This window comes from Arthrobacter sp. NicSoilB4 (assembly GCF_019977335.1).
GTDB lineage: Bacteria > Actinomycetota > Actinomycetes > Actinomycetales > Micrococcaceae > Arthrobacter.
This window is the reverse complement of the sequence record NZ_AP024653.1, coordinates 3,358,656-3,384,974: the sequence shown is the minus strand read 5'-3', so window position 1 is coordinate 3,384,974 and position 26,319 is coordinate 3,358,656. Positions and strand designations below refer to the sequence as shown.

Here is a 26,319-nt window from a genome sequence, read left to right as displayed (position 1 = left end):
GTTGTTTAAGTCTGCTTTATTTATCTAAGATCGCTTCCAGAGCAGATGTAAAGATGCATCTGCAGCCGGCTGGACCGTGACGCCCAGCCCTGAAGAACCAAGGGAGTCGTAATGAAGCGACGTTCGATCGTGCAGTACGCGGCTGTCGCCGCGGCCCTGTCTCTGGGCCTCACCGCCTGCGGCGGCGCCAGCGGCAGCAGCGATGCCAAAGCCGCCGGCACCGTCCGGGTCACCCTCGCGAACCACGTCTGGACCGAGGGCATCAAGGCAGCCATTCCGGAATTCGAAAAGTCCAGCGGCCTCAAGGTCGAGCTGACCCAGCTCGGCGAGGACCAGCTCTCGGACCAGTACAACGTCAAGCTCAACGCCGGCAGCGACGAGATCGACGTCATGATGTACCGCCCCCTGCAGGAGGGCAAGGCGTTCGCCAAGAACGGCTACCTGGCCGACCTCACGTCCAAGGTGTCCTCGGACTCCGGCTGGGACTGGAAGGACTACCAGGAGGGCCCGGTCAAGGCCACCACGGCTGACGGCAAGGTGGTCGGCGTCCCGATCATCACCGAACGCGAAGTGCTCTACTACCGCAAGGACCTGCTGAAGGCGGCCGGCCTTGAGGTTCCCAAGACCATGGAAGAACTCGAAGCGGCGGCCAAGGCCATCAAGGCTTCCTCGCCGGACACCGCAGGCTTCGTGGCCCGCACCGGCAAGTCCGCCGCCGTCACCCAGTTCTCCAGCTTCCTGTACAGCTTCGGCGGCGACTTCACCGATGCCAGCGGCAAGTCCGCCGTCAACTCCGAGGAAGCCAAGAAGGCCTACGCCTTCTACGGCGGCCTGATCAAGAACTACGGCCCGGCCAACGTCAGCACCGACATGAGCTGGCCCGAGGCGATGGCCATCTTCACGCAGGGCAAGGCCGCCTTCTACACCGAGGCCGACTCGCTCTACAAGAACGCCACGGACCCCGCCAAGTCCAAGGTGGCCGACACGGTCGGCTTCGCCGCGCTGCCCGCCGGACCGGCAGGTTCCAAGCCGTACAACATCCCGTCGTGGGGCCTCGCCGTCAACGAAGCCTCGGGCAACCAGGACAACGCCTGGAAGTTCATCCAGTGGGCCACGAGCAAGGAACGCACCCTGGCAGCGCAGAAGGCCGGTGTCCCCGGACCCCGCAGCTCCGTCTGGGCCGATCCCGCCGGCACCTCCACCTACCCGAAGGACCTGGCCGAGGCCATCTCCACCAGCGCCAAAAACGGCGTCGGCCACGACCGTCCCGAGGTTGTCACCGTCGGAAAGGCCCGCGAAATCGTGGGCGGCCCGATCGTAGCGACCATCACCGGTGAGGACGCCTCCGCTGCCGCCGACACGGCTCACGACGCCTTCCAGAAGTTCCTGGACAGCGAAAAGAAGTAGCACCGGCGTACTTCACGCCTGATGCATCACCAGCCCGGCGGGGCGGCAGCCCAGCAGCCGCCCCGCCGCGGCCAGCTCTTCACTTCACCCCCGACTCCTTAGGTGAACCATGTCTGTACTGACTCCTCCGCGCAGCGCGCAGTCCCAGCCGCCGTCCGGCCGCAACGCCCGCAGTGCCTCCGGCGCCCGTGAGAACTTCTCCGCCTGGGCCAACCGGCACCGCAAGTGGCTCTTCGCCGCCCCCGCGATGATCTTCGTCGGCGTCCTGATCATCTTCCCGCTGGCCTGGACCCTTTACCTCAGCCTCACCGATTCGCAGGGCTCGGTCCGCGCCGCGTCCGAGTTCGTCGGCCTGGAGAACTACCTCACGGTCCTGTCCGACGTCGAACGCTTCTGGCCCGCCGTCGGCCGCACGCTGAGCTTCACCGGCGTCGCCCTGGTCTGCGAAGTGGTGCTGGGCATGTGCATCGCGCTGCTGCTGTGGCGCCCGTTCCGCGGCGAAAAGTGGGTCCGTGTGGCCATCCTGCTGCCGCTGGTAGCCACCCCCGTGGCCGTCGGCATGATGTGGCGGCTGATCTTCGACCCCAACATCGGCTTCGTCAACCAGCTGCTCGGCATGGTCGGCATCCCGCCGCAGCCGTGGCTCTCCGGCCAGGACACCGCGCTGGGCACCACCATCTTCATGGACGTGTGGCAGTGGACTCCCATGGTGGTGCTGATCCTGCTCGCCGGCCTGACCTCGCTGTCCGAGGAGCCCGACGAGGCGGCCCGGATGGACGGCGCCAACGCGTTCCAGCGCTTCTTCTTCATCACGCTGCCCCTCATGATGCCGACCGTGATCGTGGCCATCCTGCTCCGGGGCATCGATGCCCTGAAGACCTTCGACATCCTCTATGCCACCAAGGGCAAGGGCGGCGGGTCCTTCCACGAGGTGGAGACCCTCAACGTTTACGCCTATGGCCTGAGCTTCGACTACAACCAGTACGGGCTGTCCTCCGCGGTGCTGATCCTGTTCTTCATGATCATCATCGGCTCCATGTGGCTGCTGACCATGCGCAAGAAAGCGGTAAGCAAATGACCGTCCTGTCCAACACAGAAGAAAACATCGAAACCCGGACCGCCAACACCGTCCGGTCCGCGCCGGCCCCGCGCCGCCGCAAGCCCCTGGGCACCCGCGCCTACAAGACCTTCCGCGTCGCCGCCTTGGTCGCCGTCGTGCTGTTCCTGGTGGCCCCGCTGTTCTGGATGCTGCTGGCGTCCTTCAAGACGAATGTGGACATCTACGACACCGGCAAGTCGTTCTTCTTCACGCCCACGGGCGAGAACTACGCGAACGTGCTGCAGCGCAACAACTACTTCGTCTTCATCTTCAACAGCTTCTGGGTGGCCTTCGTCTCCACGGTCCTCTCCCTGGTTCTCGGTGTCCCGGCGGCGTACGCGATGAGCCGCTTCACCATGCACCGCTCGGCCCTCGTGGTCCTGATGGCCCGCGTCATCCCGGGCGTCTCGCTGCTGGTGCCCTGGTACTACGTCTTCTCCAACCTGAAAATGGTGGGCGGCTTCGAAGTCCTGATCCTCAGCCACATGTTCGTGTCGCTGCCGCTGATCGTTTACATCATGATGAGCTACTTCGACTCGCTGCCGCTTGAGCTGGAGGAATCCGCGCAGGTGGACGGTCTCACGCCGATCGGCGCCTTCCGCCGCATCACCCTGCCGCTCTCCGTGGCCGGCATGGCCACCGCGGGCATCCTGTCCTTCATCTTCTCGTGGAACAACTTCATGTTCGCCCTGGTGCTCTCCGGCTCCAAGACCAAGACCCTCCCGGTGGCGATCTTCGACTTCGTCTCCTACGCGAGCATCGACTGGGGCGGGCTCATGGCGGCCGCCACGGTGGTCACTGTTCCGATCATGATCATTGCGCTCTTCACGCAGAAGTACATCGTCTCCGGCATGACCGCCGGCGCCACCAAGGGCTAGGCCAAAATGACACTGATCAGCAGGATTGAAACCTTCCTCGTCGCCCCCCGCTGGCTCTTCGTCCGGATCGAGACCGACAGCGGGATCGTCGGCTGGGGCGAGGCCACCTGCGAGGGCCGCAGCGAAACGGTCCGCACCGCCGTCGACCAGCTCTCCGAGCTGCTGATCGGCAACGACGCCCTCCGCATCGAGGACCACTGGCAGGTCATGACCAAGGGCTCCTTCTACCGCGGCGGGCCCATCCTGGCCAGCGCGGTCTCCGGGCTGGACCAGGCCCTGTGGGACATCGCCGGCAAGCACTTCAACACCCCCGTCCACCAGCTCCTGGGCGGCCACGTCCGCGACCGGATCCGGATGTACGGCTGGGTGGGCGGGGACGAGCCCAACGAGGTGGCCGACCAGATCAGCGCCCAGCTGGAGGTCGGGCTCACCGCCGTCAAGATGAACGCCAGCGGCCGGATGAGCCCCGTCGCCTCCGTCGCGGAGCTCGACGGCGTCGTCCGCCGTGTCGCCGCCGCCCGCGAGGTCCTCGGCGACCACCGCGACGTTGCCGTCGACTTCCACGGCCGCTTCAGCCTGGCCAACGCCCGGCGCGTTGCGCCGCTGCTGGAACCGTACCGGCCGTTCTTCCTCGAAGAGCCGGTGGTCCCGGAGAACACTCACCTGCTGCGCGAATTTACCTCGTCCACCACGACGCCGGTCTCCACCGGTGAGCGGCTCTACAGCCGGCAGGAATTCCTGCCCGCGCTGCAGGCCGGCATCGCGGTGGCCCAGCCGGACCTCTCCCACGCCGGCGGCATCACCGAGGTCCGCAAGATCGCCTCACTCGCGGAGATCTACGAGGTCCAGCTGGCCCCGCACTGCCCGCTGGGTCCGCTGGCGCTGGCAGCCTGCCTGCAGGTGGGCTTCGCCACCCCGAACTTCCTGATCCAGGAGCAAAGCATCGGAATCCACTACAACCAGGGCGCAGAAGTCCTGGACTACGTGGTGGACAAGTCACCGCTGAAGTTCGTGGACGGGCACATCGAACGCCTGACCGGCCCGGGTCTGGGCATCGAAATCGACGAGGCCGTCGTCCGCGCCGCGGACAAGCGCGGCCACGCCTGGCGCGGGCCCGTCTGGCGCCACCCCGACGGAGCCTTCGCAGAATGGTGAACGACATGACTTCAGAGCTGACCACGGAACTACTCCTGGCGGGAATCCGGCAGACCCGGCTGGTGGCCATTGTCCGCGGCACCGACGGCGGCGCGGCCGCGAAGGCTGCCCTCAGCGCGATGGAGGAGGGTTTCCGCTTCGTCGAGATCGCCCTCACCACGCCCGATGCACTCGCGGCGATCCGCGAGGTCCGCGCCGCGGCCCCGGCCGGCTGCTTCGTCGGCGCCGGCACAGTGCTGACAGCGCAGGATGTGGAGCACGTGGCCGAGGCCGGCGGCCAGTTCATGGTGACCCCGGCACTGGCCGAGTCGATCGACGCCTCCGCAGCCCGCGGAATCCCAGTGCTGGCCGGGGCCCTGACACCCACCGAGGCGTACGAGGCGATGACCCGCGGCGCCACCGCGGTGAAGCTCTTCCCCGCCTCCATCGGCGGACCGGGCTACCTCAAGGCCCTGCGCGACCCGTTCCCCGGGATCCCCTTCATCGCCGTCGGCGGCGTCGGGCTCGGGGAGGCGGCCAGCTACTGGCAGGCGGGTGCCGTGGCCGTCGGCCTGGGCGGGCCGCTGTTCGGGGACGCCGGATCCGGCGGGGACCTTGCCCCGGTGCGTGAGCGGGCCCGCGCCTTTGTGGCGCTTGCCGCCGAATTCGATGGCCGGACCGCCGCGGAGCGCCCGCTGTGAATCCCGATCCTGTGCTTCCCGTCCTGGGGACCACTGAACTCCTGACCCTCGGAGAATCGATGGTCTCGTTGCGCTCCGCCGGGCCGCTGTCCGCCGGCGGCGCCCTGGGCATGCATGTGGCGGGGGCGGAGTCCAACGTCGCCGTGGGCGTCGCCCGGCTGGGCCACCGGGTCGGCTGGGCCGGAGTGGTCGGTGCCGACCCGCACGGAGAGTTCATCCTGCGGCAGCTGCGGAGCGAGGGCATAGCGGTGCAGCACCGGAAGGACGCGAGCCGCAGCACCGGCGTGATGTTCCTTGAACAGCGCACCGCCGACGTCACCCGGGCCTTCTACTACCGCGCCGGTTCCGCCGGATCCACACTCGGCCGCGACGACGTCGACGCCGCCTTCCGGAGCGGCGCCCGGGTCCTGCACCTCACGGGGATCACCGCAGCCCTCAGCCAGGAGGCGAGGCGGGCCGTGGAGTACGCCGCCGCACGCGCTGCCGGCGAAGGGCTGGACGTTTCCCTCGACGTCAACTACCGCAGCAAGCTCTGGTCCCGGGACGAGGCGCGCGCCGTCCTCACCCCGCTGGCCAGGTACGCGAGCATCCTGATCGCCTCCGACGACGAACTTGGACTAGTCGCCTCTGGCGAAGCAGCAGCCTCTGGCGGAGCAGCAGTCTCCGGCGACGCCGAAACGGCCATGGCCGCCGAACTCCTCGACCGCGGCGTCCGTGAGGTCGTGGTCAAGCGCGGCGCCGCCGGCGCCGGGGTGCACACCGCGGCGGGCCGCTGGGAAACGCCTGCCGTCCCCGTCACCAGCATCGACACTGTCGGAGCCGGTGACGCCTTCACCGCCGGCTACCTCTCCGCCCTGCTGGACGGCGAGGACGTGGCCTGCCGCCTGCAGCGAGGCGCCCTCGCGGGGGCCTTCGCCGTCAGCACGGCCGGTGACTGGGAAGGCCTGCCCCGCAGGGACGAGCTGGCACTGCTCGGGGCGACGCCCACCGGAACCACCCAGCGCTAGGGCCGGGCCCGCCCCCACCACCCTTAAATTCAGACCGATACCGAAAGCCTTGGACCAACTGTGAAAATCATTGCTGCTGAAGTCTTTGTGACCAGCCCTTCGCGGAACTTCGTGACCCTGCGGATCACCACCGAGGACGGTGTGACCGGGATCGGGGACGCGACGCTGAACGGGCGGGAGCTCGCGGTCGCCGCGTATTTGAAGGAGCACGTTGCGCAGCTGCTGATCGGGAAGGACCCGCACCGGATCGAGGACACCTGGCAGTTCCTGTACCGGTCCTCGTACTGGCGCCGGGGCCCGGTGACGATGGCCGCGATCGCCGCCGTGGACATGGCGTTGTGGGACATCAAGGGCAAGGTCGCCGGGATGCCGGTCTACCAGCTGCTCGGCGGGGCGTCCCGGAACGGGCTGCGCGCGTACGGGCACGCCTCCGGCGCGGACCTTCCCTCGTTGTTTGATTCGGTCCGGGAGCACCTGGAACTCGGGTACAAGTCGATCCGGATCCAGACCGCGGTCCCCGGGATCAAGGCCGTCTACGGGGTCGCGGCGCAGGCGCAGGCCTCCGGCGAACGCTACGACTACGAACCGGCCGGGCGCGGGGCGTTCCCGCAGGAGGAGGACTGGGACACCCGGGCCTACCTCCGGCACCTGCCGTCCGTGTTCGAGGCGGTCCGGAACGAGTTCGGCCCGGAAATCCCGCTGCTGCACGACGGGCACCACCGGATGACCCCGATCCAGGCCGCGAAGCTGGGCAAGGCGCTGGAACCCTACGACCTGTTCTGGCTCGAGGACTGCACCCCGGCCGAAAACCAGGAAGGCCTGCGCCTGGTCCGGCAGCACACCACCACCCCGCTGGCGATCGGGGAGATCTTCAACACCGTCTGGGACTACCAGACCCTGATCAAGGAACAGCTGATCGACTACGTGAGGGCGGCGTCCACCCACTTCGGCGGGATCAGCCCGTTGAAGAAGGTGATGGACTTCGCCGCGCAGTACCAGATCAAGTCCGGGTTCCACGGGCCGACGGACATTTCCCCGGTCGGTTTCGCGGCGCAGTTGCACGTGGGTCTCGCGATCCATAACTACGGGATCCAGGAGTACATGCAGCACTCGGACAAAACCAACGAGGTGTTCGAGCAGTCCATGACGTTCGTCGGCGGGTACCTGCACCCGGGCGACAAGCCCGGCATCGGCGTCGAATTCAACGCCGAAGCCGCCGCGGCGTTCCCGTACCAGCAGGCCTACCTGCCCTACAACCGCCTCGTCGACGGCACCGTCCATGACTGGTAACCGGACACATCAGGTGGCCGGCTGCGCCCGGTAGTCCTCAGGGGACAAGGAACAAAAAGGTCCCGGGCGGGAGTCGATGCTCCGCCGCCCGGGACCTGGCTTGTGGCGCCAAAAGGCAGGCGCTTAGGCTCCGCGAGGGCTCAGTGAATGAGTTCCCGGGTCATGCCAAAGGGGACCTGGTTGGACAGTGCCGCCGTGTAGTGGCCTGCCTTGTGCCGGGTGAGCAGGATGCCCTGTGTCCCGGTTTCCATGGCGATCTGCTGGAGCCCGCGGACGGCGTCGTCGAGCCGTTCGTCGAGGACCTGACGGCTGTCGACCTGGATCTCAATGCACTCGGTTGCTGTGGTCATCGCTCTGTTCTTTCTTGGGTGTTACTCGTCGGCCCCAATAATTGAAGCGACAATAACGTCATATTTATAGGGCCGTCAAATCACCGCGCCGTGCCGGACCGGCGGCTCTTCGGACCAAAAATGTGGTCGGAGCGGAACGCGCGCCCTTGACCTGCAGTTCCATCACGGCCGGCGTCGCTGCGGTGAGTGTGGTCACGTCGGATCACTCAGCCACGGGCGAACGCTGCTCCCGAACGCGGCGGACGCGGCGGACGCCGCCGCCGACCCGCGCAGAGGCTGCGGCCCTTTACGTCACAACGGTGAATCCAGTCGCCGGATAGCGGACTCCGTTGACCTGCAACTGCAGGGCGTGGTCGCCGGGGTGGTGGACCCGCGTGGTCATCTGGCGGAAAGCGTGACGCTTCGAAAATGTCCTGGACTCGCCCGGCCCGAGGACTGGTGTGGCGAGCTTGAACACCTTCTCCGCGAGGGTCCCGTTGGCCTTGGCGTAGTGCACGACGAAGTCGACGGCGAGCCGTGCCTCCGCAGGGCCGGTGTTCGTGATGTCAAACTCAAAAGCAAGCTCTCCGGGAAGTTCGACGGCGGCGCGGTCCAGTCGCGGCGGCGTCACGGCGATCGACGCCGGCGGGAACCCCAGCAGTTCCAGCGCACCCGGGTGGGCCTTCTTGAGCAGGGTCCGCAACCCGTGCCGGACCACCCAGGGCGTGTTCTCGTCCGGCGCGGCCATCCAACTCGCCGCCGCGGCCACCACCTCGTCGGGGGCATGGCGGGCCAGATCGTTGAGGTGGTTGGCCACCGAGCGCCGGACGTCCACAACAGGGTCCTGGTACAGGGCGTCGAGGATCGGCAGGGTGGCGGCCGGCCTGTCCGTGATCTCCGGGACGCGGACCGCCCACGGCAGGTAGGCCCGGGTGCCCTCGCTCGCGAGCCGGCGGACGTGCCAGTCCGGGTGGGACGTCCAGGCCTGGATGACGGCCAGCGCCCGGTCCAGATCGGCGGCGAGGAGCCGCCGGATCGCGAATTCAGCAGTGAGCCTCGGCGTCAGCTCGGAGAGCAGTGCCAGGCAGTCCTCGAAGTCGCCTGGCTCCTTTGAGGCAAGAGCCAGGGTGGCAGCTGTCTCGGTCACGGGCCAGATCATCCAGCCGGTGAAGTCCGGATCATCCAGGGCCCGGCGGAAGATGAGCGCCGTTCCGGCGTAGTCTCCGGGCAGGTCAGCCAGCAGGGCCCGGCTCAGGAGGTCCGTTCGTTCCCGGAGGCTCAGCCCGTCCAGCTGTCCTGCAGAGCCGGCCAGGTGGGTGAAACGGCTGCCGGGTGAGGCAGTGGCCAGGATCCGCTCCATTGAGCCGACGACACCCGGGTTGATCAGTTCATTCATGACGCCCATGGCTTCAGGCTACCGGTGAGCGGTCCACGGGCTGACGGGGAGCCCAACCCTGCGGCTCCGGAACCGGGATATTCTTCACGAAGGATATGTCCACATTCGATGCAGAGGCGGAGAGAGCAATGGCAGAGGAAACTAACGGGAAGTCGCCCGGCCGGTGGCGGGCTTTCCACGACAAGTTCGTTGTGGAGGAACGCTACATGAGCGCGCGGGACCGGACGAACCTGTACCGGACCGCCGTCGGCCTCGTGGTTCTGGGCGCCGTGATGTTCTTCGCGATGCTCGCCGGTGTCCTCCAGCATGACGGGCTCACGGCAGGCGACGAACCTGTCCGTTCCTGGCTCCTGACCCTGCGCTCCGAGCCGCTCACTGCGGTCATGATTTTCCTCGCGATCCTGTTCGGACCCGTCGCCCTGCCGATCATCGTCCTCGTGGTGACGGTGGCCTGGGGCCTGCTGGCCAAGCATGCCTGGCGGCCGATGCTCCTGGCCGGCGCCATGCTCACCGGCGTGATCCTTGCCCAGATCATCGGGCGCACCATCGGGCGCCAGCGACCGCCCGTGGATCTTATGCTCTTCGGCGCGGACTTCACCTTCTCCTTCCCGTCCGGCCACGTCCTCGGCGCCTGCGACTTCCTGCTGGTCGGCACCTTCCTGATCGTCTCCCGCCGGCGCAACCGCATGGCCGCCGTCGCAGGCTTCCTGCTGGCCGGCGTCGGGATCTTCTTCGCCGCGGTAAGCCGGCTGTACCTTGGCTACCACTGGCTGACCGACGCCTTGGCCTCGTTGTCCATCTCCTTCGTCATCCTGGGCGGGGTGATCGCCCTGGACACCTGGCGGACTGCCCGCATCCGCGGCGAGCAGATCACTGGGACTCTTTCCAAGGCCGACACCAGCCTGGAATAGTTCCTGCGGAGGCTCCTTGCCCCGTCCCCGGCGCCGGTGGCACAGTGGGGCATGGCCACCGAAGAAGACGTCCGGAGCGCCGCCCTGGCCCTCCCGGGTGTCGTGGAGCGGCCCAGCTGGGGCCAGCCCGCCTGGTTCGCGGCCACCCTTATGGCCAGGATCTGGGAAGCGGGCGTGCTCACGGTCAAGACAGAAGAGCGCGAAGCCCTCGCCGCAACGGACCCGGACACTTACTTTTGGACGCCCCACCACGAGCGTTCGCCGTTGCTCGTGCTGGTGCGGCTGGACCGGATCGACCGTGAGGAACTGGTCGAACTCCTCCAGGAATCCCACCGCATCGCCGGCGGCCGGAAGCGCTAGGTCCGGCGGGACCTGAGACGCTGCAGCTCACGCTGCAGTCTGGCGTTGACCGCCTCGAGCTCCAGCACCTTTGCCACGCCGGCCAGGTTGAGCCCCTCCTCCAGCAGCTCGCCGATCCGCCGCAGAACTGCGAGATCCGAGTCGCTGTACTGCCGCGTTCCCCCGGCGGTACGGTCCGGCGTCAGCAGCCCCTTCCGCTCGTAGAGCCTGATGTTCTGCTGCCCGGTCCCGACCAGCTGGGCCACGACGGAGATCGCGTAGAGGCCCAGCTCCTGACCACGTTCCGTCACGGTACTCCTTCGCGGTATTTGATGTGCGGGTTGCCCCCCTTGCATCAGTTTCGCACCGGTGCTATAAAAAATCTATATCCACCACCACAGATAATTAAGGTGTTTGGATACAGAAAAAACTCAGAACTCTCATATGAAGGAGTGGGAAATGATGTTGATGCGTACGGACCCGTTCCGTGAACTGGACCGTCTGACCCAGCAGGTCTTCGGAACGGCGGCGCGGCCCGCTGCCATGCCGATGGACGCCTGGCAGGAAGACGGAGAGTTCGTCGTCGCGTTCGATCTTCCTGGTGTCAACGTGGACTCGGTAAATCTCGACATCGAACGCAACGTCCTGACCGTCCGGGCTGAACGCCGTGATCCGACCCAACCCAACGTTGAGCTGATCGCCTCGGAGCGGCCGCGCGGCGTCTTCAGCCGCCAGCTCATTCTGGGCGACACGCTGGATACCGACAAGGTCAAGGCGCACTACGCCGACGGCGTCCTGACACTCCGCATCCCGGTGCTGGAACAGGCCAAGCCGCGGAAGATTGAAATTACCCACACGCAGGACAAGATGCAGGAGATCGGGAAGTAGCTGCGGCGGCGCACGCACGCCGTCCAGCCTGTCAGCGCGGAAACCAGACGGCGCCGGCCGCAGCCGGCGCCGTCTGGCCCCGCCCGGCCCCTACCGAAGCGGTGACCCGATGAATCGCGACCCGCGCGGCTACTACGCCGCCCTGCATGTGGCGCCCGATGCAACCGCGGCCGAGATCCAGCGTGCCTTCAGGGCGCTGATGCGACTTCGCCACCCCGACGTCGACGCATCCTCCGGGACCGGACGCCCCGGAACCAGCGACGGCGACGAAGCGCGGCGAATCCTGGAGTCCTTCGCCGTCCTGCGGGACCCCGAAGCCAGGGCGGAGTATGACCCGGCGGCAGCGCCCGCGGGCCCCGGACACACAGCCCCGGGAGGCCGGGAGATCCCGGTGCGGCACCACCGGCCCGCCGGCCCGGTGCTGCGGGTGACGCCGGTGCGCTGGGAGCGGGGTCCGCTGTGACCCTGCTGCCAGCGGCGCCGCCAGCAAACACTAACGAAGGAGGGCGGCCATGAGCGCATGGCGCCGATACGATTCGCACCTTATGCCGGTCTTCCACGAGCGCTTCGAGGCTCGGTGGGGCCAGGGCACAGCCCCATTTCTGGACCCGGAAGCCCACGAGGCTCCGCTTCCGCGGGCGCAATGGATCAACATCGACACCGGGGCCGCCCTCGCGGTGGTTCCCATCTGGACCCCCGATGACAGCCAGCACCGGTCCTTCGGTGTCTTCTACCTGCCCCCGGCCGGCGATATCTGGGTGCTGAGGCCCGGCTACACGAGTTATCTGGAACCCTCAGCGGACGAAACCGAACAACTGCAGTCCCTGCGGAATGATGCGTTCAAGAAGGCCGTGGCACACGCCAAGGAGTTCCTGTTCGGCCCGGAAACCTCGTCCTACTGACGGGGCGCCGGGAGGCGGTTCTCCCGGCTCTGGGCCCGGCCCGCCGGCGGCGGTCGTGGCGCGGTGGTCCGCCGCGGCCTAAAATCAGTCCACTGCCGGAAACTACATAGGGGAATCCACTGATGAAAGCATCCGCCAAGGACTTGGCTGCCCTGCTGCCGCCGCGCTTCACGCTGGGCGTGGCGACGGCGGCCTTCCAGATCGAAGGCGCCTTGGACGAGGACGGACGCGGCCCCGCGGGGTGGGATGTCTTCGCAGCCAAGCCCGGAGCGATCGTGGAGGACCACAGCCCTTCAGTAGCGTGCGACCACTACCACCGGATGCCCGAAGACGTGGCCCTGATGAAGGAACTCGGGATCGATTCGTACCGGTTCTCACTGTCCTGGTCCCGCATCCAGCCCGGCGGCAGCGGCCCGGTCAATCCCGCGGGCCTGGACTTCTATGACCGCTTGATCGACCTGCTGCTGGCTAACGGGATCGCGCCCATGGCCACGCTGTACCACTGGGACACGCCGCTGGAGCTGGATGAAGCCGGGGGCTGGATGAACCGGGACACGGCCTACCGGCTGGGGGAGTTCGCCGCGATCGCCGCGGCCGCATACGGAGACCGGGTCACCCGCTGGGTGACCGTCAACGAACCCGCCACGGTCAGCACCAACGGCTACATGCTGGGGATGCACGCGCCGGGCGAGGCGCTCATGCTCAAGGCCCTGCCCAGCGTCCACCACCAGTTGCTGGGCCACGGCTTGTCGCTGCAGGCCCTCCGGGCGGCCAACGTGCCCGGTGAAATCGGGATCACTAACGTCTATTCGCCGATGGTGCCCGCCTCGATCAATCCGTTGGACAAGCTCAGCGCCGGTCTGATGGACATGGCCCAGAACCGGCTCTACGCGGACCCCGTCCTGCTCGGCAAATACCCGGACACCATCCGCGCTGCCACCTTCTTCTCCTCGTTCAGCCCGTCCAGCGAGGACATGGAGTTGATCTCGCAGCCGCTGGACTTCTACGGGCTCAACTACTACATGCCCACCCGGGTGGCCTCCGGTCCGGGCGACGGCGCCGTGCCGAAGGGGATGGCCGAGGCCATGGGTGATGACCTGAGCGGCACCGCACCCGGCGCCCCGTTCCACATTGCGTCGTTCCCGGACACCGAGATCACGGCGTACGGCTGGCCCATCAAGCCGGAATACATGTCCGTCGCGCTCGCGGAAATGGTTGAGCGCTACCCGGACCTTCCGCCGGTCTACATCACCGAGGGCGGGGCGAGCTTCGAGGACCTCGAGATCCTGGGCCCCGACGGGGGCCTCATCATCCCGGACGAACGCCGCGTGCGTTACCTGGCCGACCATATTGCCACAGCCATTGAAGCGACCTCACCCGGCGGCGCGGCAGAGTCGGTGGACCTGCGCGGCTACTACGTGTGGTCGCTGATGGACAACTTCGAATGGTCGGCCGGCTACAAGCAGCAATTCGGGCTGCTGCACGTGGACCGCGAGACCCAGGAGCGCACCAGGAAGGCCTCTTTCCACTGGCTCCGGGAAGTCCTCGCGGGCAGGCACCCGAACTCCGCCCCGGCGGATCCTGCCGCCGGCGCAGCGGCCGTCACGTCCGACGCCGGTCCGGCACGCGCCTAGAGGATCCCCAGGCCCTGCAGGCTTTTCGCCATGCCGGCACCGTCCGGTGAATAGATCCACGGAACCTCTGAGCCGGTGTGGTCCCCGGTCTCCGAGTGGCCGCCGGCCAGGACGGCTTCGCTGGCGGAGAGCTGGCGGATGCCGATGGCGGCCACCCGGTCGCCGTGCTGCTGGGCAAAGTGCGAATAGATCGATTCGTCATGCTGCCCGTTGTCCCCGAAGAGCAGCCAGCGCATGTTCGGGAACTCCTCGGCGAGCAGTTCCAGGTTGCGGCGCTTGTGTTCCTGGCCGCTGCGGAACCAGCGGTCATGGGTCAGGCCCCAGTCGGTGAGCAGCAGGGCGCCGGAGGGGTACATGTTCCGCGTGATGAAGCGCGCCAGGGTGGGGGCGGCGTTCCACGGCCCGGTGGACAGGTAAATGACCGGGGCTTCCGGATACTCCACCTTGATCCGGTCCATCAGCACGGCCATCCCCGGGGTAGCCATCCGGGCGCGTTCGTTGAGCACAAAGGTATTCCAGAGCGCCAGGAACGGCCGGGGGAGCGCCGTGACCATGATCGTGTCATCGATGTCGGACACGATCCCGAGCTTGGTGTCGGGGGAAATGACAAAGACCTTCGCTGTGGCGGGCGGGGTGCCCTCGGCGCGCAGCACGGCGGTGTGCCAGCCCGGGGCAAGCTCCACCTGCACGACGGTGTCTACCAGTCCGCCCCGGTCCGCCTGGACCCGGGCGGTGACCCCGCCGACCTCGATCTCCACCTCGGAGTATTGGACCGGCACGGACGTGAATGCCCGCCAGCCGCGGATGTTCTGGTTGCCGTTCTGCGCTGCCTGCTCCGCCCGGCTGCCGGGGTTCGGCTTGCTGGTCAGGACCACCCGGCCGAGCACCCGGACCCACGTCGTGGATCCGTAGCCCTGGTAGGCGACGGTCGTCGGGACGAAGTCCCAGCGGCGGGCCGACTTCAGGCGGATGCTGTTGAAGGTATCCGAGACCCAGTGCGCAAGGCGGAAAGCCCGGTTTCCGGTGACGGGCTGCTGGCCGGGGGATGCATGTGACGCCAATTCCATGCCTCAACTCTCCCACAGGGGCCCGTCCGGCCCGGGGGAATGTGTCCGAAAGCGCCGGGTGTCCGAATACACCGCGCTTCAGGAAGCTCCCAGCACAGCCCGCAGCATCAGGGCGTTGCGCACGGCGTTACCGCCGCCGTCGTTGTTGAAATACACAAAGACCTCCCGGCCGGACGCCTGCCATTCCCGGATCCGGTCCGCCCACCAGCGCAGCTCATCGTCCGAGTAGGAGCCACCGTAGAGGTGCTCCCGGTCCGGGCCGTGCAGCCGAAGGTAGACGAAGGGTGCCGTGGTGCGCAGGTTGCAGGGGAGCCCCGCGCCACTCATGACGCAGTACGCGGCGCCGTGCCGTTCCAGCAACCTGTAGACCTCGGGCGCGTCCCAGCTGGGGTGGCGGAACTCCACGCTGACCCGGATCCAGTCGGGCAGCGCCGCCAGGAAGTACTCGAGCCGCGCATCGTCCCGGGCAAAATCCGGGGGGAGCTGGACCAGCAGCACCGCCCGCTTTTCACCGAGTTCGTGCCAGCACCGGGCGATTCGCCCGATCCAGACCTCCGGGGCGTAGAGCTTCTTCCCGTGCGTCAATCCGCGCGGGGCCTTGACGGACAGCAGGAAACCGGGCGGAAGCCGTTGGCGCCAGCCGGCGAAGGAGGTGTCGCGGGGCCAGCGGTAGAAGCTGGCATTGAGCTCCACCGTGGCGAAGCGGGCAGCGTAGTACGCCAGGCGCTCCCTCGCCGGCAGGCCGGGCGGGTAGAGCACATTCTCCCAGTGGTCATAGCTCCACCCGCTGGTGCCGATGTGCACGGTTCCGCGGTGCACTGTGCCGATATCCGCTGTGCCGATGTCCACTGTGCCGATGTCCACTGTGCCGTGCCGGGTTGCGCCGTCGTCCATGCCGGCCGTCCCCTTCCCGGCTCGCCGTACCCGCCATCGGGCCGCTCGGACCGGATGCCGGCGTACGGGTGTTTGCCGTTCCCAGCATCCATGATCCTAGTCCCAAGGGAAACGTGTGTGGCACTGTAAGTCCCATGGCTCGCATTGAGGATTACGCACTGGTCGGCGATCTGCATACCGCCGCCCTGATCAGCACCGGAGGCTCGATCGATTGGCTCTGCCTGCCGCGGTTCGACTCGCCGGCCTGCTTCAACGCGCTGCTGGACACGCCCAAGGCGGGGCGCTGGCTGCTGGCGCCGCAGGGCGGCGGCGAATGCACCCGCAGGCACTACCGCAAAGACACGCTCATCCTGGAAACCGAATGGGAGACGCCCTCCGGAAAGGTCAAAGTCATCGACTTCATGCCTCCCCGCGACGGGGTGGCGGACATCGTGCGGATCGTGGTTGGCATCCGTGGCACAGTCAGGATGCGCGGCGAGCTGATCCTGCGTTTCGACTACGGCCACATCGTGCCCTGGGTCCGCCACGACGAGTACGGGATCCACGCGGTGGCCGGTCCCGATGCCGCGTACCTCGTGACCGACGCGCCCCTGCGGGGCGAACGGCTGCAGACCATCAGCGACTTCACCGTCAAAGCAGGGGACCGGGTGCCGTTCGTGCTGACCTGGACGCCAAGCCACCTGTCCCGTCCCCGGACGGTCGATGCGGAACGGGCCCTGGCATCCACCGAGGAGTTCTGGCGGCACTGGTCAGCCAAGTGCACGGTCACCGGACCCTACCGGGCGGCAGTGCAGCGTTCGCTGATCACGTTGAAGGCGCTCACGTTCGCCCCCACGGGCGGGATAGTGGCGGCGGTGACCACCTCCCTGCCGGAGGACCTGGGCGGCGAACGGAATTGGGACTACCGCTTCTGCTGGCTCCGCGACGCGACCCTGACGCTCCAGGCGCTGCTCGCTGCGGGCTACACGGACGAGGCCACGTGCTGGCGTGACTGGCTGCTGCGGGCCGTGGCGGGAGATCCCAAGGACCTGCAGATCATGTACGGCCTCCACGGCGAGCGCCGCCTGCCCGAGACGGAACTGCCCTGGCTTCGGGGGTACGAGAATTCCGCCCCGGTCCGGACCGGGAACGGCGCCGCGGGGCAGCTTCAGCTCGATGTCTGGGGCGAGGTGCTGGATTGCCTGTCCCTGACCCGGAATTCCCTGCTGACAAGCACCGACGAAGCCTGGGATGTGCAGCTCGCATTGATGGAGCATCTGGAGTCCGCCTGGAACCGGCCCGACAACGGGCTCTGGGAGATGCGCGGGCCGCGGCGGCATTTCACGCACTCGAAGGTGATGGCGTGGGTGGCGGCCGACCGGATGGTCAAAGGCGTCCGGGACTTCGGCCTGCCCGGCCCCGCGGACCGGTGGGAGGAACTGCGGGAAACGATCCACGCGGACGTCATGTCCCGGGGCTTCGACGCCGAACGCAACACGTTCGTCCAGTCCTACGGACGGCCGGAGCTCGACGCCAGCCTGCTGCTCATCGCGCGCGTCGGGTTCCTGCCTCCGGATGACCCTCGCATGATCGGCACGATTGACGCCGTCCAGCGTGAACTCACCCACGACGGCTTCCTGCGCCGCTACAAGCCGGCCGAATGCGACGACGGGCTGTCCGGCGGGGAAGGGGTGTTCATTGCCTGTTCGTTCTGGCTGGTCGAGGCCCTCCTGGGCGCCGGCCGGCACCACGAGGCGCAGGAGCTGTTCGACCGGCTGCTGGCGCTGCGCAACGACGTCGGACTCCTCAGCGAGGAATGGAGCGTCGAGGACGGGCGGCAGCTGGGCAATACGCCGCAGGCCTTCAGCCATTTCGCCCTCGTGATGAGCGCCCTGGAGCTGCATGAAGACGGTGTCCGCCGCAGCGACACCCCCGTCCCGGGCCGGTGAACAGGGGGGCTGTGCCGGCAGCCGAAGCGTTGGCGGTGTTCGTCCAGACTTTAGATAAGTATACTTACTAATATCCCAACGTGGGGTTAGAGGATAGAGGAGTGTGCGATGGCTGGATATTTCGAACTCGTGGACGCGCCCGACGGCGGCTACCGGATCCGCATGCTTGACGGGTCCGGGAGCCTGATGGCTGTCTCCGTCACTTTCCCCACCAAGAGGGCAGCCGTGGCCGGTATCGCCCAGGCCCGTGAAATAGCCGGCACGGGGCTCATCCGGGACCGCAGCGCCGGTGGGCAGGCCGTGCCCGCGGGACCCCTGACGAGGATGAACCGCAGGACCGCCGGCGGCGCCGGCCGCGGAACCTCCTTGTCCGGCGGATCGCTGGCCGCAGGAAAGCGGGCCCGGGCGCATCACTGATCCGTTCGCTTCCCAAGTGAACGCTTCCCGAGCGAACGGGGCCAGGGCGGACCCGGCCGCGGGGGCACGCCCGCCCGACCGGCCGCTGCCGAGACGACACTTGGCCGCAATGTTGGCGAACAACACTGCCGCGAAATGCGAACTCGGCATACGCTAGCCGCATGACACGACAGCACCTGCCCGGCCGCGTAGCAGTAGTCACCGGCGCCGGCTCGGGGATCGGGCGCGCGGTTGCCCGGCTCATGCTCGCCGACGGGTACCGGGTGGCGCTGGCCGGCCGGCGGGAAGCGCCACTAATGGAGACCGGCGCCGGACACGCCCAGGCGCTCGCAGTTCCTTGCGACGTCACCGCGCCCGACGACGTCGAACGGCTTTTCGCCGCAGTCCTCCAACGCTGGGGCCGCGTGGATGTGCTCTTCAACAACGCCGGTGTGTTCGGCCCGGCCGCCTCCGTGGATGAGATCAGCCCCGCGGACTGGGACGCCACCGTGGCGGTGAACCTGACCGGCTCCATGCTCTGCGCTGCAGCCGCCGTGCGGGCGATGAAGGCGCAGTCGCCGCAGGGCGGCCGGATCATCAACAACGGATCGATCGCCGCGCACTCGCCCCGGCCCCGGACGGTGGCCTACACGGTCACAAAACACGCCATGACCGGGCTGACCAAGAGCATCGAACTCGACGGCCGCGGCTTCGGCATTACGTGCGGGCAGATCGACATCGGCAACACGGCCACGGAGCTGATGGACACGATCGGCGTCGGTTCCGGGGCCGTTCAGGCCGACGGCAGCAGCCGCGTGGAGCCGACCTTCCCGGTCGACGACGCCGCCCGTGCAGTGTTGCTGATGGCCGGGATGCCGCCCTCCGCCAGCGTCGGGTCCCTCGTGATCACCGCCGCCGGAATGCCGTTTATCGGGCGCGGCTAGCCGGGGCGGCCAGCCGGTTCACAGCGGCAGAAGCCCGGACAGGTCGGCGCGAAGACCCGACGCGGCCACGCGGCCGGCGTCGACGGCGTCTGCCCAGCTCAGGTGCCCGCTGACCATCGCGAGCCAGGTGGCGGCGTCGCACTCAATCACATTGGGGGGAGTGCCGCGGGTATGCCGCGGTCCCTCCACACACTGCGTCACGCCGAAGGGCGGGACCCGCACCTCCACCGAGTTCCCGGGTGCCCGCGCGGTGACCTCCTCCAGGGAGTAGCGGACCGCCGTCGCCAGGGTGCTGCGGGGGACGGGTGCGCCTGTTTCCGGGGCGTCGGTCCCGGCAGAATCCGACAGGCGGGTACTGGCTGCCTGCCACTCGGCGAGGGCCGCGCGGCCCTCCTTGAGGGCTATCCTGCGTCGGGCTACGGCCATGGCTAGTCGAGCAGCGCCGAGACGGCGTGGCCGAGCCGGATCTTGCCGACCGGACGGCCGCCCCCGAGCACGGGGGTGACCACTTTATCCAGGACGCTGGCCACTTCCGGAATGTCGACGGCGCCGGCGGCCGCCAGCAGGGTCAGCCCGACGAGCGTGGTGGCCCGGATGTTGCCGTCGAGAACCTTGATGGCGACGGAGGCGCCCGTGGGGGTGGCCATCACTAGCACGCCCTCGGCGCCGATCTTGGCGAGGATGCCGAGATCATCCATGACGATGGTGTTGCATTCGCCCCTGCCCTGCACGGCCCACGGGTAGTCCAGCATCGAGGTGGCGATCGTGGCGGCGCGGGCGTTGGAGTTCTTGTCCCCGGGGGCTTTGGTGAGTTTTGAGAAGGCACGGGCCAGCCCGGTCAGGGAGACGGCCGCCACCGGGGCGCCGCAGCCGTCGATGCCGAGGTGGGCGATGTTTTCACCGCAGTATTCCTCGATCACGGAGCGGATGCGCTGCTGCAGCGGGTGGTTGGGCTCAAGGTAGCTGTGCGTGTCCCAGCCGTTCTCGGTGCACGCCCAGAGGAACGCGGCGTGCTTCCCGGAACAGTTGAAGGCGAGCTTGGACATGCCCCGGTCGGAGCGGACCAGCCAGTTGCGGGCCGTCTCATCCTCGGGCCAGGCTGCCGGGCACTGGAGCTGCTCTTCCTTGACTCCCGCGGCCTTGAGCATGCCCTCGACGACGTCCATGTGGTCCAGCGAGCCGACGTGGCTGCCGCAGGCGATGGCTGCCTGCGCGCCGCGCAGGGGGACGCCCGCCTGCATGGAGGCCAGGGCCTGCAGCGGCTTCAGCGTGGACCGGGCGTAGATCGGGGTGGTGACGTCGCCCAGTTCGGTCACGACGGCGCCGTCCCCGGCGATGAGGACAGCGGAGCCGATGTGTCGGGACTCCACAAAGCCGCTGCGTTCAACGACGGCCAGTTCGACGGCGGACTCGACGGTGAAGGTGGCATGCGAATTCAAGGGCATGCAGCAATTCTATGTTGCGCGGCGGTGATACCCGGTTATTCCACGGTCACCATCAGCGACTGCCAGCCCGAGGCGCCGTCGGGCACCGGATCCGCACGCTTGTCCGTCTGGACCTCGCCGGTTCCATCGGTGGCGCGGGCCTTGATGTAGTGCGGTCCAGGCGTCGCTTCCCAGTCGAAGGACCACTGCCGCCACGTGATGAGCGAGGCCTCGTCGGAGAGGGTGGCTTCGGTCCAGGGCCCGTTGTCGATCTGCACTTCCACCTTGGTGATGCCGCGCGTCTGGGCCCAGGCGGTGCCGCCGATCGCGACCCGCCCGGCCGGCACCTTGGCGAAGGACTTCGGGACCTCCACCCGGGCCATGGTCTTGATGGGGCCGCGTTCGGACCAGCCGCGCTGCGTCCAGTAGGCCTTGCTGTCCGCGAACCGGGTGACTTCCAGGTCCACTACCCATTTGGTGGCGGAGACGAAGCCGTACAGGCCAGGGACCACCATGCGCACCGGGTAGCCGTGTTCCAGCGGCAGGGCTTCACCGTTCATGCCAATCGCCAGCATGGCATCACGGTCGTCCTGGAGGACCTCGAGCGGGGTCGAGGCGCTGAACCCGTCGATCGACGTGGACAGCACCATGTCCGCGCCCTCCTTGGGCCGGGCCATCTTGAGCACGTCACGGATGGGCATGCCCAGCCATTTGGCGTTGCCGGCCAGGTTCCCGCCGACCGGGTTGGACACGCAGGTCAGCGACACGTGGGACTCAATCAGATTCGCGTCGAGCAGGTCCTGGAAGCTGAGGCGGACTTCCTGTTCGACGAGCCCGTGGATGCGCAACTCCCAGTCCTGGACGTTGATTTCGGGCACGCTCAGGGCCGTGTCAATGCGATAGAAGTCATTATTGGGCGTCAGCCACGGCGTGACCCCGGGCGCCTTGGACTGCACGCCGGCGGGCACAGCGGGGGCGGGCTTCGCCGGTGCCGGGAGCTGGAGGGATTCGCGGGCCTGGGCGATATTGCTGCGGGCCGCGCTGAGCATCCGCCCGCCGGTCGCGGCGATGGCTGAGGCCGCGGCGGTGACTCCGGTCGCGGCGAAGAAGGCGCGCCGGGTCGTCGCGGGCCGTTCCGGGTCCTTTGCGGCCAGGTCCGAGTCCATCTCCGGCCACTCCTGCATCCGCCACAACTTCGTGATCAGGAACCGGAGCGCAATGAGCCCGGCCACGGTGCCGATCAGCGTGGGTATCGCATCCAGCGGTTTCACACTGGCCCGCGTCACCACGCTCGCGACGATCACGGCGCCCATCAGCAGCACACCCGCGACGCCGAGGGCCCACTTACGGTAGGCCACGATGCCCAGGACGCAGGCGAGCACCAGGATGGTCACAGCCATGCCGACGAACAGGGCGAGCTTGTCATTCGTGCCGAACGTGGCGATCGCGAAATCCTTCATCCACGACGGGGTGAAGTCAATGAAGGTCGAGCCCAGGGCGATCACCGGCGTCGCCCGCGCCGTGAAGAACGCGCCGACCAGTTCGGCAACGGACAGCACGACGGCGGCGGCGGCCACCCCCGCCAGTGCGGCAAGGGCGCCGGGCCCGGACAGCCGCCTTGTGGCGGGGCGCTGGCCGGGCCGCGTCCGGGCGCGCTCCCCGATGCTGAGTTCTTCCGCGCGGGGCGTCTGCGTGCTGGGCTTGTCCATACATAGTCTTCGGAGCCGGGCGGGCCGCGGATTGCCCGCCGCCCCAGGGGGACATGCCCTCCCCTGGTGGGCAGGGATGGACATGTTGGCTTTATGTCCAGTGGCCGCGGCGAGGACTGGGCATGTCCCGCGGGGTGGCGGCCGGGTCCAGGGGGACGTGCCCTCCCCTGGTGCGCTGGGATGGACATGTTGGCTTTATGTCCAGTGGTCGCGGCGAGGACTGGGCATGTCCCGCGGGGTGGGGTGGCTGCAAGGTTGGGCATGTCCAGCCGTGGTCACAGCTTAGGAGCCTGCCGGGTCCACAAAGTACCCTTGGGAACTGTGAAGGTACTTGTCATCGGCCCCGGCGGCCGCGAACACGCCATTGTCCGATCCTTGCTTGCAGACCCGAACGTGTCTGAGGTCCACGCGGCCCCGGGCAACGCCGGCATCAGCAAACTGGTCCCCACACATGCCATCGACGCGAACGATCCCGCCGCCGTCGCGGCCCTGGCCACCCGGCTCACCGTCGACCTGGTGGTGGTCGGCCCCGAGGCGCCGCTGGCCGCAGGCGTGTCCGACGCCGTCCGCGCCGCCGGCATTCCGGTGTTCGGCCCCAGCAAGGCCGCGGCCCAGCTTGAGGCCTCGAAAGCGTTCGCCAAGGAAGTCATGGCCGAGGCGGGCGTCCCCACGGCCATGGCCCGGGTAGCCGGCAACGCCGAGGAAGCGGCCGACGCGCTCGACACCTTTGGTGCCCCCTACGTCGTCAAGGACGACGGGCTCGCCGCAGGCAAGGGCGTCGTGGTCACCAACAACCGGGTAGAGGCCCTCGCGCACGCGCAGAGCTGCTTTGATGCCGGCGGCACGGTGGTCATCGAGGAGTTCCTGGACGGCCCCGAGGTCTCCGTCTTCGTCCTCTGCGACGGCCGCAACACCGTGGCGCTCTCCCCGGCACAGGATTTCAAACGGATCTTCGACAACGACGAGGGTCCCAACACCGGCGGCATGGGCGCCTACACCCCGCTGGAATGGGCCCCCGAAGGCCTCGTCCAGGAGGTCCTGGACCGGGTCGCCCAGCCCACGGTCAACCAGATGGCCCACCGCGGCACGCCGTTCGTCGGTGTGCTCTTTGTCGGACTGGCCCTGACGTCCCGCGGCACCCGCGTGATCGAGTTCAACGTCCGCTTCGGCGACCCGGAAACCCAGGCCGTCCTGGCCCGCCTCAAGACCCCCCTCGGCGGGCTGCTGATGGCAGCCGCCAAGGGCGAACTGGACAAGGTCCAGCCGCTGCGGTGGTCCAAGGAAACCGCCGTCGCCGTCGTCGTCGCCGCCGAAAACTACCCGGATGCCCCGCGCACCGGCGACCGCATCCGCGGACTCAAGAAAGTGGAGTCGATCGAGGGCGTCCACGTGATCCACGCCGGCACCAGACTCGACGACGAAGGCAAAGTCATCTCCGCCGGCGGACGGGTCCTCGCCGTCGTCGCGCTCGGCACGGATCTCGTCGAGGCCCGCGAACGGGCGTACGACGGCGTCGAGCTGGTCCAGCTGGACGGCAGCCAGTTCCGCACCGACATCGGCGGCAAGGCGGCCCGCGGCGAAATCAAAGTACAGACGCCCGGCGCCCCGGCCGCCACGAAAGCGAAGGCCTGAGCATGACCCACTCCGAATCCCCCCTTCCGGCCGCCGAGCCCGCGCCTTCGGCGCCGAGGGGAGGCCTGGACACCGAGACGCTGGACCTGCCCGGCTGGAAGCACATCTACTCCGGAAAGGTCCGCGACCTCTACGTTCCGGCGGACGAGTCCATCACGGAGCGCATCGGGCAGGAGTGCGTCCTGGTGGTGGCCAGCGACCGCATCAGCGCGTACGACCACGTCCTCGCCAGCGAGATCCCGGACAAGGGCCGCATCCTGACCCAGCTGAGCCTGTGGTGGTTCGAACAGCTCGGCGTGGAGCACCACGTGCTCGCGTCCACGGTCGACGCCGGTGTGCCCGCCGCCGTGGAGGGCCGGGCAATGATCTGCAAGAAGCTGGACATGTTCCCGGTCGAATGCATCGCCCGCGGCTACCTCACCGGCTCCGGGCTCGAGGAGTACCGGCAGTCCCGCACCGTGTGCAGCATCCCCCTGCCGGAAGGCCTGGTGGACGGGTCCCGGCTCGAGGAGGCAATCTTCACCCCCTCCGCGAAGGCCGAGGTGGGCGAGCATGACGAAAACATCACCTACGACGCCGTCGTCGGCATCGTGGGGGAGGACATCGCCGCGCGGCTGCGCGAACTCACGCTGGAGATCTACACCAAGGCCGAGGAGATCGCCCGCGGGCGCGGCATTATCCTCGCCGACACGAAGGTGGAGTTCGGCTTCGACGTCGCCACCGGCGTCATCACGCTCGGCGACGAGGTGCTCACCCCGGATTCCTCACGGTTCTGGGATGCAGCCACCTATGAGCCGGGCAAGGCCCAGCCCTCCTACGACAAGCAGTACGTCCGGGACTGGCTGACCTCCGCCGAATCCGGCTGGGACAAGTCCTCGGACGTGGCGCCGCCGGCGCTGCCGGCCGACGTCGTCGCCCGGACCCGCAGCCGCTACGTCGAGGCCTACGAGAAACTCACCGGGCGGACGTTCGCCTAGGCCGTCGCGGAGCGGGCCGCGTCCGTTCCGGACGAAGCGGCGGCCTGCGCGCGGCGCTGCGCCAGCCGGATTTCCAGCACGGCGTCCATCGCCTGCTGGACCCGGTCCGAGGCGCCGGCCGCGCTGAATTCCTTCTGGGCTTCCTCGAGGTAGATGAGGGCCTCGTCGGATTCGCCGGCAGCCTTGAGCGACTTGCCCAGCAGGAGGGCCACCTCGCCGGCGACGTGCTTGGCGAGTGCGTCCTTCTCGGCGTGGATCTCCCGCAGTTTCTGGACGGCCGCCACAATGTCGCCGGTCAGGTAGAGCCAGCGGGCCCGGATGAACGCCACCTCCAGCTGGTCCGTCTTGTTCCCGCCAACGATCGAGAGCGCCAGCTCTGCCCGCTCGATTGAGGTCAGCGTCTCAGGCTCCACGATCCCGGAGGACAGGCGGACGGCGGCGGAGGCCTTGTTGAACCGCGCCCAGAGGTCGATGTCGTTGGCGGGGGAGAGCAGCTGCGCGGCACGCTCGTGGTATTTGATGCCCTCCATGTAGTCGTGGCGCATAAAGGCCACGTTGCCGATCACCCAGGCGACCTCGCCGGCGAGCTGGGTCATGGAGTGGTCATCCATCTGCTCGTTCATGGCCTGGCAGTATTCCCAGGCCTCGTCCAGCCGGCCGCTTTCAGCCAGCGCACCGATCAGGGCGCGCAGCGCACCAATGATCAGCGTGGAGCCTTTGGGCAGCTCCGCGCAGAGCCGCACGGCTTCCTGCGCATGCCCGACGGCGACTGCCAGCTGTCCCTGCCCGTGGCACACGGCCGCGAGCATCTGCCGTGCCCGGACCCCCAGGCCCGCCGATTCGGCGGCCATCGGGTGGTCCAACAGCCTCTGGACCAGGTCCTGGCATTCCTTCAGCTGGCCCTGCTTCATCAGGCACTCGGCCTGCATATAGCTCATGTTCCACCAGGCGCTGGTGTTTTTGGCTTCCAGGGCGATCTGGGCCGCCGACGCGGCGTGCGTTGCGGCCAGGGCGTAGTCCCGCAGGTCCCAGGCCTGGCGTGCATACAGGCCCGCCAACACGTATTCGGCGTCGCTGACGGACACCGGCTGGCTCCACGCTTCCAGCGCCTTGGGCGCCAGTTCGAGCCGCCGCGCCAGTTCCTCAATGACATCGGCGGTCGGTTCGCGGCGTCCGGTCTCCAGCAGGGAGATGTAGCTGGGCGAGTACAAATCCCGTCCCAATTCCGCTTGCGTCAGGCCGCGTTCGAGCCGTTCCGCTCGGAGTTTCTCCCCGAATCCGTTCCCCACGGGTTCCTCCTAATTCCGGACAGTCTTTGTACTAAATGCTTGACAGTCTCTGTGCAAGCCATTTTACAATGTATGTCAACAAGGGCTAGTGCTCGCTTTGTAATGTATCCGAATCGCGTTTCCGACTCGTATTGAGGAACCCAC

27 protein-coding genes are annotated in these 26,319 nt (G+C 67.9%); 18 read left to right on the top strand and 9 right to left on the bottom strand.

From position 1 onward, the window contains the following. The first annotated feature begins 111 nt into the window (after positions 1 to 111). The 7 genes from LDO13_RS15475 to manD all read left to right on the top strand — a co-directional run bounded on the left by LDO13_RS15475 (position 112) and on the right by manD (position 7,516). The gene (locus LDO13_RS15475) at positions 112 to 1,407 is read left to right on the top strand and encodes a sugar ABC transporter substrate-binding protein (protein WP_224047562.1); all 1,296 of its coding nucleotides are present in this window, start codon (positions 112 to 114) and stop codon (positions 1,405 to 1,407) included. Between the two features lie 109 nt (positions 1,408 to 1,516). Then, positions 1,517 to 2,485: a sugar ABC transporter permease gene (locus LDO13_RS15470; protein ID WP_224047561.1), complete on the top strand. Its 969-nt coding sequence runs from the start codon at positions 1,517 to 1,519 to the stop codon at positions 2,483 to 2,485. Further along, positions 2,482 to 3,384 (top strand): carbohydrate ABC transporter permease, encoded by a 903-nt coding sequence (locus LDO13_RS15465; protein WP_224047560.1) that lies wholly within the window; start codon positions 2,482 to 2,484, stop codon positions 3,382 to 3,384. The genes LDO13_RS15470 and LDO13_RS15465 overlap by 4 nt, the downstream gene beginning before the upstream one ends. Before the next feature lie 6 nt (positions 3,385 to 3,390). Continuing rightward, on the top strand, positions 3,391 to 4,539 hold the full coding sequence (gene dgoD, locus LDO13_RS15460) for a galactonate dehydratase (protein ID WP_224047559.1): 1,149 nt from the start codon (positions 3,391 to 3,393) through the stop codon (positions 4,537 to 4,539). A 5-nt stretch (positions 4,540 to 4,544) separates the two neighbouring features. Then, positions 4,545 to 5,219 (top strand): bifunctional 4-hydroxy-2-oxoglutarate aldolase/2-dehydro-3-deoxy-phosphogluconate aldolase, encoded by a 675-nt coding sequence (locus tag LDO13_RS15455; RefSeq protein WP_224047558.1) that lies wholly within the window; start codon positions 4,545 to 4,547, stop codon positions 5,217 to 5,219. Continuing rightward, a complete protein-coding gene (locus LDO13_RS15450; RefSeq protein WP_224047557.1) occupies positions 5,216 to 6,226 on the top strand; it encodes a sugar kinase in 1,011 nt (336 codons plus the stop codon). The genes LDO13_RS15455 and LDO13_RS15450 overlap by 4 nt, the downstream gene beginning before the upstream one ends. 60 nt (positions 6,227 to 6,286) lie before the next feature. Continuing rightward, on the top strand, positions 6,287 to 7,516 hold the full coding sequence (gene manD / locus LDO13_RS15445; protein WP_224047556.1) for a D-mannonate dehydratase ManD: 1,230 nt from the start codon (positions 6,287 to 6,289) through the stop codon (positions 7,514 to 7,516). 140 nt (positions 7,517 to 7,656) lie between these two features. Here the strand turns inward: manD and LDO13_RS15440 are convergent, their stop codons facing one another. Both LDO13_RS15440 and LDO13_RS15435 read right to left on the bottom strand, forming a co-directional pair. Continuing rightward, positions 7,657 to 7,866 carry a hypothetical protein gene (locus LDO13_RS15440; protein WP_224047555.1) on the bottom strand — a complete coding sequence of 70 codons (210 nt, stop codon included), beginning with the start codon at positions 7,864 to 7,866 and terminating at the stop codon, positions 7,657 to 7,659. Positions 7,867 to 8,152: 286 nt separating this feature from the next. Further along, on the bottom strand, positions 8,153 to 9,250 hold the full coding sequence (locus tag LDO13_RS15435) for a DNA alkylation repair protein (RefSeq protein ID WP_224047554.1): 1,098 nt from the start codon (positions 9,248 to 9,250) through the stop codon (positions 8,153 to 8,155). 119 nt (positions 9,251 to 9,369) lie between these two features. Between LDO13_RS15435 and LDO13_RS15430 the strand changes: the two genes are divergently transcribed. Continuing rightward, entirely contained in the window at positions 9,370 to 10,152 is a 783-nt protein-coding gene (locus LDO13_RS15430) for a phosphatase PAP2 family protein (RefSeq protein WP_224047553.1), read from the top strand. Between the two features lie 51 nt (positions 10,153 to 10,203). Then, positions 10,204 to 10,512 (top strand): MmcQ/YjbR family DNA-binding protein, encoded by a 309-nt coding sequence (locus tag LDO13_RS15425; protein WP_224047552.1) that lies wholly within the window; start codon positions 10,204 to 10,206, stop codon positions 10,510 to 10,512. On the opposite strand, the gene LDO13_RS15420 is transcribed toward LDO13_RS15425, so the two are convergent. Then, positions 10,509 to 10,802, bottom strand: coding sequence for a MerR family transcriptional regulator (locus LDO13_RS15420; protein WP_224047551.1), 294 nt, complete (start codon positions 10,800 to 10,802; stop codon positions 10,509 to 10,511). The two genes, LDO13_RS15425 and LDO13_RS15420, sit on opposite strands and share 4 nt — an antisense overlap. Before the next feature lie 151 nt (positions 10,803 to 10,953). Between LDO13_RS15420 and LDO13_RS15415 the strand changes: the two genes are divergently transcribed. The 4 genes from LDO13_RS15415 (at position 10,954) to LDO13_RS15400 (ending at position 13,915) form a co-directional block, all read left to right on the top strand. Continuing rightward, positions 10,954 to 11,379, top strand: a complete 426-nt coding sequence (locus tag LDO13_RS15415) for an Hsp20 family protein (protein ID WP_224049808.1) — start codon at positions 10,954 to 10,956, stop codon at positions 11,377 to 11,379. A gap of 109 nt (positions 11,380 to 11,488) precedes the next feature. Beyond that, complete coding sequence (locus LDO13_RS15410; RefSeq protein ID WP_224047550.1) at positions 11,489 to 11,842, top strand: J domain-containing protein; 354 nt, start codon at positions 11,489 to 11,491, stop codon at positions 11,840 to 11,842. A 49-nt stretch (positions 11,843 to 11,891) separates the two neighbouring features. Further along, positions 11,892 to 12,281, top strand: coding sequence for a hypothetical protein (locus tag LDO13_RS15405; RefSeq protein WP_224047549.1), 390 nt, complete (start codon positions 11,892 to 11,894; stop codon positions 12,279 to 12,281). 122 nt (positions 12,282 to 12,403) lie between these two features. After that, positions 12,404 to 13,915: a family 1 glycosylhydrolase gene (locus LDO13_RS15400; protein ID WP_224047548.1), complete on the top strand. Its 1,512-nt coding sequence runs from the start codon at positions 12,404 to 12,406 to the stop codon at positions 13,913 to 13,915. On the opposite strand, the gene LDO13_RS15395 is transcribed toward LDO13_RS15400, so the two are convergent. Further along, entirely contained in the window at positions 13,912 to 14,982 is a 1,071-nt protein-coding gene (locus LDO13_RS15395; protein ID WP_224047547.1) for a phosphatase domain-containing protein, read from the bottom strand. The two genes, LDO13_RS15400 and LDO13_RS15395, sit on opposite strands and share 4 nt — an antisense overlap. Positions 14,983 to 15,060: 78 nt before the next feature. Continuing rightward, entirely contained in the window at positions 15,061 to 15,876 is an 816-nt protein-coding gene (locus tag LDO13_RS15390) for a DUF72 domain-containing protein (protein WP_224047546.1), read from the bottom strand. 134 nt (positions 15,877 to 16,010) lie between these two features. On the opposite strand from LDO13_RS15390, the gene LDO13_RS15385 reads away from it, so the two are divergent. The 3 genes from LDO13_RS15385 to LDO13_RS15375 all read left to right on the top strand — a co-directional run bounded on the left by LDO13_RS15385 (position 16,011) and on the right by LDO13_RS15375 (position 19,144). Beyond that, positions 16,011 to 17,804 carry a glycoside hydrolase family 15 protein gene (locus tag LDO13_RS15385; protein ID WP_224047545.1) on the top strand — a complete coding sequence of 598 codons (1,794 nt, stop codon included), beginning with the start codon at positions 16,011 to 16,013 and terminating at the stop codon, positions 17,802 to 17,804. A gap of 108 nt (positions 17,805 to 17,912) precedes the next feature. Continuing rightward, positions 17,913 to 18,221 (top strand): hypothetical protein, encoded by a 309-nt coding sequence (locus LDO13_RS15380; RefSeq protein WP_224047544.1) that lies wholly within the window; start codon positions 17,913 to 17,915, stop codon positions 18,219 to 18,221. Positions 18,222 to 18,382: 161 nt separating this feature from the next. Beyond that, positions 18,383 to 19,144 carry an SDR family oxidoreductase gene (locus tag LDO13_RS15375; RefSeq protein ID WP_224047543.1) on the top strand — a complete coding sequence of 254 codons (762 nt, stop codon included), beginning with the start codon at positions 18,383 to 18,385 and terminating at the stop codon, positions 19,142 to 19,144. Positions 19,145 to 19,162: 18 nt separating this feature from the next. Here the strand turns inward: LDO13_RS15375 and LDO13_RS15370 are convergent, their stop codons facing one another. The 3 genes from LDO13_RS15370 to LDO13_RS15360 are packed head-to-tail and all read right to left on the bottom strand — an operon-like array spanning position 19,163 to position 22,277. Further along, positions 19,163 to 19,570, bottom strand: coding sequence for a sterol carrier family protein (locus tag LDO13_RS15370; protein WP_224047542.1), 408 nt, complete (start codon positions 19,568 to 19,570; stop codon positions 19,163 to 19,165). Positions 19,571 to 19,572: 2 nt separating this feature from the next. Beyond that, entirely contained in the window at positions 19,573 to 20,589 is a 1,017-nt protein-coding gene (locus LDO13_RS15365; protein ID WP_224047541.1) for an asparaginase, read from the bottom strand. A 35-nt stretch (positions 20,590 to 20,624) separates the two neighbouring features. After that, a complete protein-coding gene (locus tag LDO13_RS15360; RefSeq protein WP_224047540.1) occupies positions 20,625 to 22,277 on the bottom strand; it encodes a molybdopterin-dependent oxidoreductase in 1,653 nt (550 codons plus the stop codon). A gap of 321 nt (positions 22,278 to 22,598) precedes the next feature. Between LDO13_RS15360 and purD the strand changes: the two genes are divergently transcribed. Continuing rightward, the gene (purD, locus tag LDO13_RS15355) at positions 22,599 to 23,909 is read left to right on the top strand and encodes a phosphoribosylamine--glycine ligase (RefSeq protein WP_224047539.1); all 1,311 of its coding nucleotides are present in this window, start codon (positions 22,599 to 22,601) and stop codon (positions 23,907 to 23,909) included. A gap of 2 nt (positions 23,910 to 23,911) precedes the next feature. After that, the gene (locus LDO13_RS15350) at positions 23,912 to 24,886 is read left to right on the top strand and encodes a phosphoribosylaminoimidazolesuccinocarboxamide synthase (protein ID WP_224047538.1); all 975 of its coding nucleotides are present in this window, start codon (positions 23,912 to 23,914) and stop codon (positions 24,884 to 24,886) included. Here LDO13_RS15350 and LDO13_RS15345 read toward each other — a convergent pair. After that, positions 24,883 to 26,175, bottom strand: a complete 1,293-nt coding sequence (locus LDO13_RS15345) for a helix-turn-helix domain-containing protein (RefSeq protein WP_224047537.1) — start codon at positions 26,173 to 26,175, stop codon at positions 24,883 to 24,885. The genes LDO13_RS15350 and LDO13_RS15345 overlap by 4 nt on opposite strands. Between the last annotated feature and the right edge of the window lie 144 nt (positions 26,176 to 26,319).